This is a genomic window from Streptomyces sp. WAC00040, assembly GCF_056835925.1.
Genome location: NZ_JAKQZE010000001.1, coordinates 3,947,606 through 3,962,403 on the forward strand (window position 1 = coordinate 3,947,606; position 14,798 = coordinate 3,962,403).

At 69.3% G+C, this 14,798-nt stretch carries 12 protein-coding genes; 9 read left to right on the plus strand and 3 right to left on the minus strand.

The features are described from left to right. Positions 1-282: 282 nt before the first annotated feature. On the plus strand, positions 283-1,287 hold the full coding sequence (locus MDN94_RS18185) for an ArsR/SmtB family transcription factor (RefSeq protein ID WP_482726790.1): 1,005 nt from the start codon (positions 283-285) through the stop codon (positions 1,285-1,287). A gap of 205 nt (positions 1,288-1,492) precedes the next feature. Here MDN94_RS18185 and MDN94_RS18190 read toward each other — a convergent pair whose 3' ends face one another. Further along, a complete protein-coding gene (locus MDN94_RS18190; RefSeq protein WP_441264815.1) occupies positions 1,493-2,518 on the minus strand; it encodes a LacI family DNA-binding transcriptional regulator in 1,026 nt (341 codons plus the stop codon). 454 nt (positions 2,519-2,972) lie between these two features. Here MDN94_RS18190 and MDN94_RS18195 point away from each other — a divergent pair, with 454 nt between their 5' ends. The 3 genes from MDN94_RS18195 (at position 2,973) to MDN94_RS18205 (ending at position 6,344) form a co-directional block, all read left to right on the plus strand. Beyond that, positions 2,973-4,322: an ABC transporter substrate-binding protein gene (locus tag MDN94_RS18195; protein WP_482726791.1), complete on the plus strand. Its 1,350-nt coding sequence runs from the start codon at positions 2,973-2,975 to the stop codon at positions 4,320-4,322. A 106-nt stretch (positions 4,323-4,428) separates the two neighbouring features. Further along, positions 4,429-5,436, plus strand: coding sequence for a carbohydrate ABC transporter permease (locus tag MDN94_RS18200; protein ID WP_482726792.1), 1,008 nt, complete (start codon positions 4,429-4,431; stop codon positions 5,434-5,436). After that, positions 5,433-6,344 (plus strand): carbohydrate ABC transporter permease, encoded by a 912-nt coding sequence (locus MDN94_RS18205; RefSeq protein WP_482726793.1) that lies wholly within the window; start codon positions 5,433-5,435, stop codon positions 6,342-6,344. The genes MDN94_RS18200 and MDN94_RS18205 overlap by 4 nt, the downstream gene beginning before the upstream one ends. A gap of 94 nt (positions 6,345-6,438) precedes the next feature. Here MDN94_RS18205 and MDN94_RS18210 read toward each other — a convergent pair whose 3' ends face one another. After that, positions 6,439-7,359: a carbohydrate kinase family protein gene (locus tag MDN94_RS18210; protein ID WP_482726794.1), complete on the minus strand. Its 921-nt coding sequence runs from the start codon at positions 7,357-7,359 to the stop codon at positions 6,439-6,441. Then, positions 7,356-8,402 carry a LacI family DNA-binding transcriptional regulator gene (locus MDN94_RS18215; protein ID WP_482726795.1) on the minus strand — a complete coding sequence of 349 codons (1,047 nt, stop codon included), beginning with the start codon at positions 8,400-8,402 and terminating at the stop codon, positions 7,356-7,358. Before MDN94_RS18215 ends, MDN94_RS18210 begins: the two co-directional genes overlap by 4 nt. A 394-nt stretch (positions 8,403-8,796) precedes the next feature. Between MDN94_RS18215 and MDN94_RS18220 the strand changes: the two genes are divergently transcribed. The 5 genes from MDN94_RS18220 to MDN94_RS18240 all read left to right on the plus strand — a co-directional run bounded on the left by MDN94_RS18220 (position 8,797) and on the right by MDN94_RS18240 (position 14,728). Next, complete coding sequence (locus MDN94_RS18220; RefSeq protein ID WP_482726796.1) at positions 8,797-10,071, plus strand: extracellular solute-binding protein; 1,275 nt, start codon at positions 8,797-8,799, stop codon at positions 10,069-10,071. A gap of 19 nt (positions 10,072-10,090) precedes the next feature. After that, positions 10,091-11,101 carry a carbohydrate ABC transporter permease gene (locus MDN94_RS18225; protein ID WP_482726797.1) on the plus strand — a complete coding sequence of 337 codons (1,011 nt, stop codon included), beginning with the start codon at positions 10,091-10,093 and terminating at the stop codon, positions 11,099-11,101. After that, on the plus strand, positions 11,098-11,949 hold the full coding sequence (locus MDN94_RS18230; protein ID WP_482726798.1) for a sugar ABC transporter permease: 852 nt from the start codon (positions 11,098-11,100) through the stop codon (positions 11,947-11,949). Before MDN94_RS18225 ends, MDN94_RS18230 begins: the two co-directional genes overlap by 4 nt. A gap of 83 nt (positions 11,950-12,032) precedes the next feature. Further along, complete coding sequence (locus tag MDN94_RS18235) at positions 12,033-13,682, plus strand: glycoside hydrolase family 13 protein (protein ID WP_482726799.1); 1,650 nt, start codon at positions 12,033-12,035, stop codon at positions 13,680-13,682. Next, positions 13,670-14,728, plus strand: coding sequence for a LacI family DNA-binding transcriptional regulator (locus MDN94_RS18240; RefSeq protein WP_482726800.1), 1,059 nt, complete (start codon positions 13,670-13,672; stop codon positions 14,726-14,728). The genes MDN94_RS18235 and MDN94_RS18240 overlap by 13 nt, the downstream gene beginning before the upstream one ends. Positions 14,729-14,798: the final 70 nt, after the last annotated feature.

The window sequence follows — 14,798 nt, forward strand, 5'->3', positions numbered from 1 at the left end:
TGAACGCCACGGTCGTCGCCCGGTCCGACCTGGTCGCTTCTGGTCGAACGCCCTCGTACCGGGCGCTGGGGGACGACGGGAACCACGTTGCCCGCCGGCACCGGTGAGCGACAGCTCTCCCGAAGTACCGCGATCCCGAGCGCCTACGCGTTCCGGTGTGGTAAGTGACGGTCGCCGACAGCGTTCCGCCGAGGTTCGGCGCGCCGCCTCGCGATCCGTATGCCCGTGGGGGCACTCTGCGCACAGCATCGGCACTGCATCGGCACTGCATCGGGGGGAGACGTGCTTCGTATCTGGTTCACCGCAGAGGACCTCGGGAGGGTTCGGCTCGCCCAGCAGCCGGACGCCATGTGGGAAACGATCCTGAGCCTGCACCAACTGGTCCGCCCGGCTCCCTTCTTCGCCCCGTGGTGCCGTCGCACCCGTGCCGCACTGGCCGCCGTCGGCGCAGGTCACGAGGTCCGGATGCTCACCACTCTCGCCCCGCGCACCTCCTACTTCCCGGACTTCCTCACTCCGACCGGCGGCACCGGTTCCGAACCCGTGTTGAACGCGGGTCTCGACATGGTGCTCTCCACCAGCAGGGGCCGGCTCCGCGCTGACATCACCCGCCTCGTCGACGGCAGCTCCCACCCGTCCGCGTGGCTTGACGAGATCGGCTCGGGCCGGGGCCACGCCCTGCGCCGCCTCGGCGCCATGCTGCACCGCTACCACGGCATCGCGGTGGCTCCGCATGGTGCGGCGTCGGCCCGCTGTGTCCACCGCGACAGGCAGCATCGGGCGCGTGATGTGCTCGAGCACGGTAGTGAGAGCATGCTGGCCCGGCTCGGCCCCAACTCCCGCTGGAGCTCGCCCGTCCTCGAGATCGATTACCCCGTCGATCAGCAACTCCGCCTTGAGGGGAGGGGCCTGACGATCATTCCCAGCTTCTTCTGCCACGACCACCCCATCACGCTCGCCCTTCCCGAGCTTCCGCCGGTTCTGGTCTATCCGGTGGCACGGAACCCGGTGTGGATCCCGGAACCGGCCACCAGAGCCCCCGGCGGGTCGGCCCTCGACGAATTACTCGGTGCCACCCGTACCGCTGTGCTGCACTCCCTCGCCATCAGCCACAGCACCACCACGCTCGCGGCACACCTTCGCATCTCCACCACGGCAGCCAGCCGCCACGCCGCCGCACTGCGTGCAGCAGGGCTTGTCGCCACGGAGCGGCGGGGGGTATCCGTACGGCACAGCCGCACACCCTTGGGAAGCGCTCTGGTGCAGGGCGGCCACTCCTTGCCGTGAGAAGGCCTGTGTGCGGACGTACGGCCGTTTGTTTCCCGGTGAGCCGATGGGGAGGGGCCGGGCGTCCGGCTCGGCCGGGAGCGTGGCCGTGTTCGCGGCGACCGGAGGGGCCGATGTCCTCGCAGGTGTGCCGTCACGTCCGGGAGCGGATCGCCTCAGGTCCCGTCCGGGCGCCAAGGGCCTGGGCACGCGGGGGGCACCGTGGTCAGGCCGTGTCCCGGCGCACCAGCTCGGTGCGCACCACCACGTTCCGCCAGGCAGCGCCGGGGGCGGCCATCTGGTCGAGGAGGACGCCGACCATGGTGCGGCCCATCTCCTCGACCGGCTGCCGGACGGTGGTCAGCTGCGGGTCGGTGTGCTGGGCGAGCGGGGAGTCGTCGAAGCCGATGACGGCCACGTCGTCGGGCACCCGACGCCCCGCCGCGCGCAGCGTGTGCAGGGCGCCGGCGGCCATCACGTCGGAGGCGGCGAACACGGCGTCGAGGTCCGGGTGGAGCCGCAGCAGCTCCGCCATGGCGTGGCGGCCGCTCTCCTCGGTGAAGTCGCCCGCGGCCACCCAGGAGGGGTCGAAGTCCTCGCAGGCTCCGCGGACCGCCTCCTCGTAGCCGCGCAGCCGGCACTGGGCCACGTACATGTCCGCACGGCCCGTGATGGTGACGATCTTGCGGCGGCCGGTCGAGGCCAGGTGGCGCACGGCGATCCGAGCCCCTCCGGCGTTGTCGGAGTCGACGTATGAGACCGTCTCGTCGCTGCTGCGGCGGCCGCCGAGGACGGTGGGCATGTCCATCTCGGAGAGCAGGTCCGGCAGGGGGTCGTCACGGTGCACGGAGACGAGCAGCACGCCGTCGATCCGGCGGGCCTTCGCGTACTGGAGGAACCGCCCGCGTTCCCGCTCCGTGCGGACGAGGGTCAGCAGCAGCTGGAGCTCCGTGTCCGCGAGGCCCATCCCGACACCGTGGATGATCTCGGAGAAGTAGGGCTCGGTGAAGAACCGCTTCTCGGTCTCCGGAATGACCAGGGCCACGGCGTCGGTGCGGCTGCCGGCGAGGGCGCGGGCCGCGTGGTTCGGGATGTAGCCGAGTTCGGCGATGGCCTGCTCCACGGCGTGCCGGGTCGAGTCGCGGACCCCCGGCGACTTGTTGATCACTCGGGAGACGGTGCCCCGCCCGACGCCGGCCAGGGCGGCGACCTGCTCGAGTGTGGGCTGGCCGAAACGGCCCCGTGCTGCCATGCGTGACCTCCGGAGGGGGTGGTGCGGTACCCGTTCGATTCTCCCTGGAGACCAGGGCGACAGAGAGTTCGGGAGCGCTCCCATTATTGATCCTTCCGTTCAGGCTTGTCGAGGAGCGCCGGCCGTGGGGAGTCGTGACACACGCGGTCGTGGCACAGGGTGGCCCATTTGGGCAGATTAGGGGTCTTTGGTCGTACTGAAAGGGGGAGATTCTCATGCCGCTGACATCTCGGAGCAATAAAGCTCTGCTGCCCGACCTTGACAGAGGGTGTCGTCGCCGCGAAGCTTTCGAACCAAGCAGTAGTGGGAGCGCTCCCACTTGCCCGTCGGCCCGCTCGGGCCTGCCTTGCACCGCTTCCTCCACTTCCCCACTTGTGACCGGTCCTGTTCGCCGTCAGCCCCACTCTGTCGCTCTGGGCCCGCCACCAGCCGAAAACAGTCGTAGGAGCCTCGAATGCGCATAACTTCCGGTGACGTCCCGCGCAGACGCCGCGCAGTCACCCTCACCACCGCGGGTCTGCTGTCCCTCGGCCTCCTCGTGACCGGATGCGGCGGCTCCGGGGGCGACGAGAGCAACGAGGGCTCGGGCGGCGGAACGATCACCCTCCGTGTGGGCACGTTCGGATCGTTCGGCTTCGACAACAAGACCGGCGCCAAGCTCTACGCCGAGTACGAGAAGCTGAACCCCGGCATCAAGATCGAAGAGACGAACGTCGCCGACGGCCAGAAGTACTGGGACGCACTGAAGCTGCGGCTCTCGCAGGGCAGCGGACTCGCCGACATCCAGGCCATCGAGGTCGGTTACATCGCGGAGGCCACCGGCGAGGCGATGTCCGGGAAGTTCGTCGATCTGGGCAGGGCCGAAGGCGTGGACACGTCGAAGTTCCTCGACTGGAAGGTCAAGCAGGCCACCGCCCCGAACGGCTCGACCGTCGCGCTGGGCACGGACATCGGCCCGATGGGCATCTGCTATCGCAAGGACCTTTTCGAGAAGGCAGGGCTGCCCACCGACCGTGAAGAGGTCGGCAAGCTGTGGGCGGGCGACTGGGCCAAATTCATCGAGCAGGGCGAGAAGTACAAGGCCAAGGCACCGGCGGGCACCGCGTTCCACGACTCGGCGAGCGGTCTGTTCAACGCCGTAGTCTCCAGCCAGCCGGACCAGTACTCCGGCGAGGACGGCAAGCTGCGCTGGGAGAGCAGCCTCGGCGTGATGAAGGCCTGGGACACCGCCGTCAAGGCCGCACAGCGCGGACTCACCGCCAAGCTGCGGCAGTTCGACGAGAAGGGCACCTGGAACGCGGCCTTCAAGAACTCCAAGTTCGCCACCGTCGCCTGTCCTTCCTGGATGACCGGCATCATCAAGGACCAGGCCGGCCCGGCCAACAAGGGCAAGTGGGACATCGCCCAGGCGCCCGTCCCCGCGAACTGGGGCGGCTCCTTCCTCGCCGTGCCCAAGGCGGGCAAGCACACCGTCGAGGCCGCGAAGCTCGCCGCCTGGCTGACCGCGCCCGAGCAGCAGGCCAAGGTCTTCGCCGTGAACGGCAACATCCCCTCGACCACGGACGGCCTCAAGTCCGGGACCGTGCAGAACGCCCAGCCGGATTACTTCCCCGGCGTACCGGTCGGCAAGATCTACTCCGAGGCGGCCCAGCAGATCGAGCCCGCCCCGATCGGCCGCTGGGACGGACAGGTGAAGACCTTCCTGACGGACAACGGAATCCTCGACATCGAGACGCGTGGCACCTCGCCCGAGAAGGCCTGGAACAACGTGAAGAAGCTGGTCGACGACAAGATCGACCAGTAGTCGCCGCCTCCCGCCGGCTGCCCGCGCGGCGGCCGGCGGCCCCTTTCGCGGGTGCCGTCGAAGCCATCCGCCGTTCCGTCACCACTCACCAGGGAAAGGGCGCCTGATGGCCACCTCCCTCCAGCCCGACAAGGGCGCCGCTGTGATCGCCGCTTCCTCCGGCGCGCCCAGGGACCCGGGGCACCGGAACCCGTCCGGCTGGCGCAGCCGCCTGTACCGCATCGACCTCAAGGCGACCCCGTACGTCTATGTCGCGCCGTTCTTCCTCGTCTTCGCCGCCTTCGGTCTGTTCCCGCTCCTCTACACCGGCTGGCTGTCGCTCCAGAAGGTCGAGCTGGGCGGCGAGGCCGAATGGCGGGGCCTGGACAATTACACCAGGCTCGCGGAGAGCGACTTCTTCTGGAACGCCCTGGCGAACACCTTCACCATCGGTGTGATCTCCACGGTGCCGCAGCTGCTGATGGCGCTCGGTCTCGCGCATCTGCTCAACTACCGCATTCGCGGCCGTGGTTTCTACCGCGTGGCGATCCTCGCCCCGTACGCCACCTCGATCGCGGCCGCCGCTCTCGTCTTCGCCCAGCTGTTCAACACCGACTACGGGATGATCAACCAGCTGCTCGGCTACGTGGGCATCGACCCGGTCAACTGGGAGACCGAGAAGTGGCCTGCCCAGATCGCCATCTCCACGATCGTCACCTGGCGCTGGACCGGCTACAACGCCCTCATCTACCTGGCCGCGATGCAGGCCGTGCCGAACGACCTCTACGAGGCGGCAGCACTCGACGGGGCGTCCCGGTTCCGGCAGTTCATCAGCATCACGATCCCCTCGATCAAACCGACGATCCTGTTCACCATCGTCGTCTCCACCATCGGCGCCACTCAGCTGTTCGGTGAGCCGCTGATCTTCGGCGGCAGCCTCGGCATCGGCGGCGGCAGCGGCAACCAGTACCAGACGCTGAGTCTGCTGATGTACGAGAAGGGCTGGGTCACCGGCGCGCTCGGCCAGGCGTCCGCCATCGCCTGGGTGATGCTGCTCCTGCTGCTGGCCATCGGATTCGTGCAGCGCCTGCTCAGCCGGTCGAACGCGAAGAAGAACGGAGCGGCACGCTCATGAGCCATGTGCTGAACAGGACGGCGGCGCCCGCCGCGTCCGTCACGACCGGGGGCCGCAGGCGGCGGCTCGGCCAGAAGGCCGGCCGTCAGCACCACGGCGGTCCGCTGACGTACGCGCTGCTGGTCTTCGCCGCGGTCGTCTCCCTCTTCCCGCTGTACTGGAACCTGGTCGCCGCCTCCCACACCGGCGAGCGCGTCGTGCAGGCCCCGAGCCCGCTGCTGCCGGGCCGGGAGCTGTTCAACAACCTCTCCATCGCCTGGAACCAGGTGGACATGGGGGAGGCGCTGATCAACACGACGATCGTCGCCGGCGCGGTCGCGACGAGCACGGTGCTGTTCGCGACGCTCGCCGGGTTCGCCTTCGCCAAGCTGCGGTTCAAGGGACGCAACGTGCTCCTGACGATCGTGGTGGCGACGATGACGGTGCCGCCGCAGCTCAGCGTCATCCCGCTCTACCAGCTGATCACCGAGTTCGGCTGGGTCGATCAGCTGCAGTCGGTGATCCTGCCCAGCCTGGTCGCCGCCTTCGGTGTGTTCTTCATGCGGCAGTACCTGCTCGAGGCGCTGCCCGTGGAGCTCATCGAGGCCGCCAGGATGGACGGCGCGCACAGCCTGCGCATCATCTGGCACGTCGTCTTCCCCATCGCCCGGCCGGCGATGGCCGTCCTCGGCATGCTGATCTTCGTGCAGGCGTGGAACGACTTCTTCTGGCCGTTCATCGCCCTCACGCCGGACGGCGCTCCGACCCTCCAGGTGGCCCTCGCCGGGCTCGGGTCCGGCAACCACACCGTCAACCACGCGATCGTGCTGACCGGCGCTTTCATCGCCACCGTGCCGCTGCTGCTGGTCTTCGCGCTTCTCGGCAAGCACATCGTCGGTGGCATCACCTCGGGGGCGGTCAAGAGCTGACACGCAGGGGAGCCGGGGCCTGTGGGGCGCGTGGGGCGCTCTGCGGGCCCCGGCGCATGTCCCGGGACGGCGCCGTCGTTCGGGGCCGGCCCGATCAGTCCGGGAGGGCCGCCCTCGCGGACGCGGCGCGCAGTTCCGGCAGGCCGATGAACTCGGTGTGCGTGCCGGCCGCGCCGCAGGCGAAGGCGCCCGACACGGAACCGGCGAGCACGCACCGCTTCACGTCACCACCCTCGAACAGCGTGTGCAGGAACGCGGTGACGAACGCGTCCCCGGCGCCGTTGCTGTCGACGACGGGCCGTTCGGGGCGTACGGCGGGGAAGTGGCGGACCTTGTCCTCACCGCGTACCAGCACGTGGCAGCCCTCTGCGCCGTCCGTCGCCACGACGATCCGCGCGCGACCCTCGTCGACGATGCCCCGCATCACCCTCTCGAGCCGGCCGTGCAGCGCGGCGGCGCTCAGGAAGACGTAGTCGGAGCCGAGGGCGTAGTCGCGGTGGTGCGGATCGCGTCCGTCCCAGTCGTGCAGGTCGGTGGAGCTGGTGATCCCGAGCCGGTGGATGTCCTCGTACATGTCGCGGTTGTGGCCGACGATCGGCAGATGGACGTGCCGGGCGCGCTCCAGGTAAGGCAGGTAGAAGGAGCGCGGGAGGCGCAGGTCGGCGGGGTGGCGGCCGTCGTAGAAGGAGAAACGGCGGCCCTGCGGGTCGACCAGGTTGATGCCCCGGGGTGTGCCGTGCGGGGAGACGACATGGCTGAAGTCGAGACCGTGCTCCTCGTAGGCGGCGAGCACGGTGCGGCCCTGGACGTCGTCGCCCAGGAAGTCGATGAACTTGGCGGCGAGGCCCAGTGCTTGCCAGCCCAGTGCCACCCCGTTGCCGGTGTGGCCCACGTAGTCGCGCACCGGGGGGACGAACAGCGAGTCGCCCGGAGGTACTTCCAGTGCGTCGACGCGGACGATCGTGTCCACGCCGGTGCCGCCGACGACCAGTACGTCGTAGTGGGGACCGCTCATCCGTCGGCTCCGTCCCGGTCAGGGGTCCGCTTGGCCACCGAAGCGGTCGAACCGCGGACCACCAGTTCCGGCATGAACACGAACTCGCTGTGCGGGGCGGGTGTGCCCCCTATCTCCTCCAGCAGCGCGCGCACCGACGCCTGCCCCATCGCCTGCACGGGCTGGCGGATGGTTGTGAGCGGCGGATCGGTGAACGCTATGAGCGGCGAGTCGTCGAAGCCCACCACCGAGATGTCCCTCGGCACGTGGAGCCCCTGCTGCCGGGCCGCCCTGATGGCGCCGAGCGCCATCATGTCGCTGGCGCAGGCAATCGCGGTGCATCCCTTGGCGATCAGCGCCGCCGCGGCGGCCTGGCCGCCCTCGAGGGTGTAGAGGGAGTGCTGGATCAGCTCCTGCGACTCTTCGGGCGACAGCCCGAGCCGCTCCTCCATGGCGTGCTGGAAGCCCTCGATCTTGCGCAGCACCGGCACGAACCGCCTGGGGCCGAGCGCGAGGCCGATCCGGGTGTGGCCGAGGGAGGCGAGGTGGGTCACCGCGAGCTGCATCGCGGCCCGGTCGTCGGGGGAGACGAAGGGAGCCTGCACCTTCGGCGAGAAGCCGTTGACCAGGACGTACGGGACGCCCTTGGCGCGCAGCTGCTCGTAGCGCTGCGTGTCCGCGGTGGTGTCGGCGTGCAGTCCGGAGACGAAGATGATGCCGGAGACGCCGCGGTCCACCAGCATCTCGGTGAGCTCGTCCTCCGTGGACCCGCCGGGGGTCTGGGTCGCGAGCACCGGGGTGTATCCCTGGCGGGTCAGGGCCTGGCCGATGACCTGGGCGAGGGCGGGGAAGATGGGATTGTCCAGCTCGGGGGTTATCAGTCCGACCAGTCCCGCGCTGCGCTGCCGCAGCCGCACCGGACGTTCGTAGCCGAGCACGTCGAGGGCGGCAAGGACGGACTCGCGGGTGGCCGCGGCCACGCCGGGCTTGCCGTTGAGCACGCGGCTGACTGTGGCTTCACTGACCCCCGCCTGGGCTGCGATGTCGGCGAGCCGCGCGGTCATGGGAGTGGACTGTACCGGGCGTACGTCGGATTGCCCACCAGGTGCGGGAATCGGCACTTTCATCGCCTCATGTCGCGGCCGGCGCCGTCGGCGGGGCCTCGGGAGACATGAAACCTGTCACATCGCTGCAAAGCCTTGCGGAGTGCTTGCGAGGGGCCCGCCCAGGGACGCACCCTGGGCCTGGTCCGGTGTCCGGGAGGGTGTCAAGCGATCCTTCGGCAACTCTCAGGACACGTGGATGTAACGATCGCCCGTCCTTGCAGAAATTTGCCGCAAGCTCTTTCCGATGGTTTTCAGCCCTGTTACGTTCCTGGCAACCCGGCACCGCGAGGGAGCGGACGGCGGGAGGCAGGTCTTCGCCTCCGCCCTTCCGGGATCAGTTGAAGGAGTTCACATGCGGCGTGGCATAGCGGCCATCGCTCTGGTCTCGGCACTGGCCGTGTCGGCGACGGCGTGCGGCGGGAACGACAGCGGCGACAGCGGCAAGAAGAGCTCGGGCGAGCTCAGCGGCACGGTCACCTGGTGGGACACCTCGACGGTCGGCAGCGAGGACAAGGTCTTCAAGAAGATCGCCGAGGGCTTCACCAAGAAGCACCCGAAGGTCACCGTCAAGTACGTCAACGTGCCGTTCGGTGAGGCGCAGAACAAGTTCAAGAACGCCGCCCAGTCCGGCTCCGGCGCCCCCGACGTCATCCGCTCCGAGGTCGCCTGGACCCCCGAGTTCGCCGACCTCGGTTACCTCGCGCCCCTCGACGGCACCGCCGCGCTGAAGGACGAGGACGACTTCCTCAAGCAGGCCGCGGCCTCCACCAAGTACAACGGCAAGACCTACGCCGCGCCGCAGGTCATCGACTCCATGGGCATCTTCTACAACAAGAAGATCTTCAAGGAGGCCGGTGTCGAGGTCCCCAAGACCATCGACGAGCTGAAGACCGTCTCCGCCACCATCAAGGACAAGACCGGCAAGACCGGCCTCTACCTGCGCGGCGACGACGCCTACTGGTTCCTCTCCTTCCTCTACGGCGAGGGCGGCGACCTGGTCGACGCCAAGAACAAGAGCATCACGGTCGACAACGAGGCCGGCGTCAAGGCCATGAAGGTCGTCAAGGACCTGGTCACCTCCGGTGCCGCCAAGACCGACGCCACCGACGGCTGGAACAACATGCAGACCGCCTTCAAGGAAGGCAAGGTCGCCATGATGATCAACGGCCCGTGGGCCGTCGCCGACACCTACGCGGGCCCGCAGTTCACCGACAAGGCCAACCTCGGCGTCGCCCCCGTGCCCGCCGGTTCGGCCGGCCAGGGCGCCCCGCAGGGCGGTCACAACCTCGCGGTCTACGCGGGCTCCAAGAACCTGGACGCCTCGTACGCCTTCACCGAGTACATGACCTCCGCCGAGACCCAGGCCCAGGTCGCCAAGGAGCTCAACCTGCTCCCGACCCGCACCTCGGTCTACTCGCAGCCCGGTGTCGCCAGCAACGAGATCGTCGGCTTCTTCCGCCCGGTCGTCGACAAGGCTGTCGAGCGCCCCTGGATCCCCGAGACCGGCAGCCTCTTCGCCCCGCTCGTGACCGAGTACACCAAGGTCCTCACCGGCCAGACCACCCCGGAGAAGGGCGCGAAGGCGGCGGGCGACGCCTACCGCAAGCTCCTGAAGGACTGGAAGTAACAGGAAGGTTGGCCGGCTGATGGCTGTGGACACCAGCAGCCAGTCGGTGGCGAAGGCCGCGGGCGATGTCGCCCGCGGCCGGAGCCGCGGTACTGGCAAGCCCGAGCGGAAGCTCAAGCGTTCCCTCTCCACACACTGGTACGCCTGGGCGATGGTCGCCCCGGTGACCGTCGTGATCGCCGTGATCATCGGCTACCCGCTGTTCCGCGGCATCTACCTGTCGCTGACGGACGCGAACGAGCGGAACGTCGCCCGGAGCATCGGCGTCAACGAGATCCCCGCCACCTACGAGTTCGTGGGCCTGGAGAACTACACGGAGGCCCTGACCGGAGACCAGTTCCTCGGCACGCTCGGCTGGACGCTGCTGTGGACGGTGGCGTGCGTCTCGGTCACCTTCGTCCTCGGCCTCGGCCTCGCCAACATGCTCAACCGCAGGATCGCCGGCCGCTCGTTCTACCGGATGCTGCTGATCCTGCCCTGGGCGGTGCCCGGCTTCGTCTCCGTCTTCGCCTGGCGCTTCCTCTACAACCAGGACAACGGACTCCTCAACAGGATCCTCGCGGGCGGCGGCATCGACGCCGTGCCGTGGCTGAACGACCCGACCTGGGCAAAGTTCTCGGTGATCGCCGTGAACGTCTGGCTGGGTGTGCCGTTCATGATGGTCGCCCTCCTCGGCGGCCTCCAGTCCATCCCGGGCGAGCTCTACGAGGCCGCCGAGATGGACGGCGCGAGCGCCTGGCAGCGGTTCCGCAACATCACGCTGCCCGGACTGCGTTCCGTGAGCACCACCGTGATCCTGCTGAGCACCATCTGGACGTTCAACATGTTCCCGGTGATCTTCCTGCTCACCCGGGGCGGGCCCGGAGAGGCGACGCAGATCCTGGTCACCCAGGCGTACAAGTTCGCCTTCGAGATCAGCCCGCGGGACTTCGCCCAGTCGTCCACGTGGGGCGTGCTGATCCTCGTCCTGTTGATGCTCTTCGCCGCGGTCTACCGGCGAGTCCTCCGCAAGCAGGGAGAAGTCTGGTGACCACCGCCGTGAACACGTCCCGACGCGGCCGCCGTTCGCCGCTGGCCTCCGTCGGTCTGCATGCCACGCTGATCGTGGCCTCCGTGATCGCCGTCTTCCCGGTGCTGTGGGTCTTCCTGACCTCCCTCAAGCCGGCGGAGTACGCGAGCACCACGGACTTCGTGAAGGAAACGACCCTCGCGAACTACACCTACCTGCTCAAGGGCACAGAATTCCTCGCCTGGTTCGGCAATTCGCTGCTCATCGCGGGCCTCACCACGGTCCTCGGCGTCTTCGTCTCCGCGACCACGGGCTACGCGGTCAGCCGCTTCCGGTTCCCCGGCAAGCGCGGACTGATGTGGACCCTGCTCATCACCCAGATGTTCCCCGTCGCGGTCCTGATCGTGCCGATCTACAACATCATGGCCACGATGGGGCTGCTCAACCAGCCGGTGGGCCTGGTCGTCACGTACCTGACCATCGCCGTCCCGTTCTGTGCCTGGATGATGAAGGGCTTCTTCGACACGATCCCGATGGAGATCGACGAGTCGGGCCAGGTCGACGGGCTCACCCCGTTCGGCACGTTCTGGAGGCTGATCCTGCCGCTCGCCAAGCCCGGCATCGCGGTCACCGCGTTCTACTCGTTCATCACCGCCTGGGGCGAGGTGGCGTACGCCTCCGCCTTCATGGTCGGCGACGAGAACCTGACGCTCGCGGGCGGTCTGCAGAAGTTCGTCAACCAGTACGGCGCCCAGTGGGGCCCGATGGCGGCGGCCTCCGTGCTCATCGCCATCCCGGCCGCGCTCGTGTTCCTCTTCGCCCAGCGGCATCTGGTGACCGGTATGTCCGCCGGTGCCGTCAAGGGCTGACCACTCGTATGAAGCGGCGACGCCGGTCCGCGCCTGATCCCCGGGCCGGCGTCGCACCCCACCCCATCACCTCCAGGGATGACATGACCCAGCACCTTGCTGCCCCCGCCGCCCCCACGTCCGGCACGCACACGGGCTGGTGGCGCGACGCGGTGATCTACCAGGTCTATCCGCGCAGCTTCGCCGACGGGAACGGCGACGGCATGGGCGATCTCGAAGGCGTGCGCAGCAGACTGCCGTACCTGAAGGACCTCGGTGTCGACGCCGTCTGGCTCAGCCCCTTCTACGCGTCCCCGCAGGCCGACGCCGGCTACGACGTCGCCGACTACCGTGCCATCGACCCCATGTTCGGCACACTCCTCGACGCCGACGCGCTGATCCGTGACGCCCACGAACTTGGTCTGCGCATCATCGTGGACCTCGTCCCCAACCACTCCTCCGACCAGCACGAGTGGTTCAAGCGCGCGCTGCGCGAGGGGCCCGGGTCCCCGCTGCGGGCCCGCTACCACTTCCGCCCCGGCAAGGGGGAGAACGGCGAACTCCCGCCCAACGACTGGGAGTCCATCTTCGGCGGCCCGGCCTGGACGCGTACCGAGGACGGCGAGTGGTACCTGCACCTCTTCGCCCCGGAGCAGCCCGACTTCAACTGGGACAACCCGGCCGTCGCCGACGAGTTCCGCTCGATCCTGCGGTTCTGGCTGGACATGGGCGTGGACGGCTTCCGCGTCGACGTCGCGCACGGCCTGGTCAAGGCCGAGGGCCTGCCGGACCTCGGCGGCACCGACCAGGTCAAGCTGCTCGGAAACGATGTCATGCCGTTCTTCGACCAGGACGGTGTGCACGAGATCTACCGCAGCTGGCGCACCATCCTCGACGAGTACCCGGACGACCGGATCGCCGTCGCGGAGGCGTGGACGCCGACCGTGGAGCGCACCGCCAACTACGTGCGCCCCGACGAGCTCCACCAGGCGTTCAACTTCCAGTACCTCGGCACCCCCTGGGACGCCGCCGAGCTGCGCACCGTCATCGACAGCTCGCTCGCCGCGATGCGCCCGGTCGACGCCCCCGCCACCTGGGTGCTGTCCAACCACGATGTCACCCGGCACGCCACCCGCTTCGCCAACCCGGCGGGCCTCGGCACCCAGCTCCGCACGGCCGGGGACCGCGAGCTCGGTCTGCGCCGGGCCCGCGCCGCGACGCTGCTGATGCTGGCCCTGCCCGGTTCCGCCTACATCTACCAGGGCGAGGAGCTCGGCCTGCCCGACGTCACCGACCTCCCGGACGAGGTGCGCCAGGACCCGTCGTTCTTCCGCGCGGCCGGCCAGGACGGATACCGCGACGGCTGCCGGGTGCCGATCCCGTGGACCGTGGAAGGCTCCTCGTACGGCTTCGGCAGCGGCGGCAGCTGGCTGCCGCAGCCCGCCTCCTGGGGCGGGCTGAGTGTCGAGGCGCAGACCGGCGATCCCGGCTCCACACTGGAGCTCTACCGCAGCGCGCTCGCGGTGCGCCGTGAGCACCCGGGCCTCGGCGCCGGCACGGCCGTGGAATGGCTGGAGTCCCCCGAGGGCGTGCTCGCCTTCCGCCGCGACGGCTTCGTCTGCACCGCCAACACCACCGGTGCGACGGTCCGCGTGCCGCTGCCCGGCCGCACCCTTCTCGCCAACGAGACGGTGATGATCGTGGACGACATGGCGGAGCTGCCCGCCGACACCACCGTCTGGTGGGCGGTGTGACGATCCCGCTGCCTCGGGGCGACGGAAACGGCGCCCCGAGGCTCGCCGACCTCGCCCTCCAGGCGCAGGTCAGCGAAGCCACGGTCAGCCGGGTGCTGAACGGCAAGGCCGGCGTCGCCGCCGCCACCCGGCACAAGGTGCTGGCCGCCCTCGACGTGCTCGGTTACGAGCGGCCCGTGCGCCTGCGGCAGCGCAGCGCCGGGCTCGTCGGCCTGATCATCCCGGAGCTGACGAACCCGATCTTCCCCGCGTTCGCGCAGGTCATCGAACAGGTGCTGGCGGGTCACGGCTACACGCCCGTGCTGTGCACGCAGATGCCCGGCGGTTCGACGGAGGACGAGCTGGTCGAGCAGCTCGAGGAACGTGGCGTCACGGGCATCGTGTTCCTCTCCGGGCTGCACGCGGACACGACGGCCGACCCCTCCCGTTATCTGAAGCTGGCGGGCCGTGGCATCCCGTTCGTCCTGATCAACGGTTACAACGAGGCCGTGGAGGTGCCGTTCGTCTCGCCGGACGACCGGTCCGCGGCGCGGATGGCCGTGCGGCACCTCGTCGAACTCGGCCATGAGCGCATCGGTCTGGCCATCGGCCCCACCCGCTATGTGCCCTCGCTGCGCAAGGCCGAGGGCTTCACCGAGGCCCTCGGGACGATGCTGGGGCTGGACGCGGACGAGGCGCAGGGGTTCATCCAGCGCACGCTGTTCTCCGTAGAGGGCGGCCAGGCCGCCGCCGGCCTGCTGCTCGACCAGGGGTGCACAGGCATCGTCTGCGGCAGCGACCTGATGGCGCTGGGCGCCATCAGGGCGGTGCGGGCGCGGGGACTGGAGGTGCCCGGGGACGTCTCGGTCGTCGGCTTCGACGACTCGCCGCTCATCGCCTTCACGGACCCGCCGCTCACGACGGTGCGTCAGCCGGTGCAGGCCATGGCGACGGCGGCGGTCGACGCGTTGGTCGAGGAGATCGACGGAAACCCGGTGCAGCGAACGGAGTTCGTCTTCCAGCCGGAACTCGTGGTGCGCGGCTCGACGGGCGCGCCGCGGCGCTGACACGGCGCCGGGCAGGCGTCGATCGGCCGGAGGCGCGTCGTCGATGAAGGCGGTGCCGGGGCGCCTTCGG

Excerpts from the sequence above, each read along its gene's own strand:
- MDN94_RS18210 (WP_482726794.1), bottom strand. The coding sequence starts at position 7,359 with ATGAGCGGTCCCCACTACGACGTACTGGTCGTCGGCGGCACCGGCGTG.
- MDN94_RS18220 (WP_482726796.1), top strand. The coding sequence starts at position 8,797 with ATGCGGCGTGGCATAGCGGCCATCGCTCTGGTCTCGGCACTGGCCGTG.
- MDN94_RS18225 (WP_482726797.1), top strand. The coding sequence starts at position 10,091 with ATGGCTGTGGACACCAGCAGCCAGTCGGTGGCGAAGGCCGCGGGCGAT.
- MDN94_RS18200 (WP_482726792.1), top strand. The coding sequence starts at position 4,429 with ATGGCCACCTCCCTCCAGCCCGACAAGGGCGCCGCTGTGATCGCCGCT.
- MDN94_RS18190 (WP_441264815.1), bottom strand. The coding sequence starts at position 2,518 with ATGGCAGCACGGGGCCGTTTCGGCCAGCCCACACTCGAGCAGGTCGCC.
- MDN94_RS18235 (WP_482726799.1), top strand. The coding sequence starts at position 12,033 with ATGACCCAGCACCTTGCTGCCCCCGCCGCCCCCACGTCCGGCACGCAC.
- MDN94_RS18195 (WP_482726791.1), top strand. The coding sequence starts at position 2,973 with ATGCGCATAACTTCCGGTGACGTCCCGCGCAGACGCCGCGCAGTCACC.
- MDN94_RS18205 (WP_482726793.1), top strand. The coding sequence starts at position 5,433 with ATGAGCCATGTGCTGAACAGGACGGCGGCGCCCGCCGCGTCCGTCACG.
- MDN94_RS18215 (WP_482726795.1), bottom strand. The coding sequence starts at position 8,402 with ATGACCGCGCGGCTCGCCGACATCGCAGCCCAGGCGGGGGTCAGTGAA.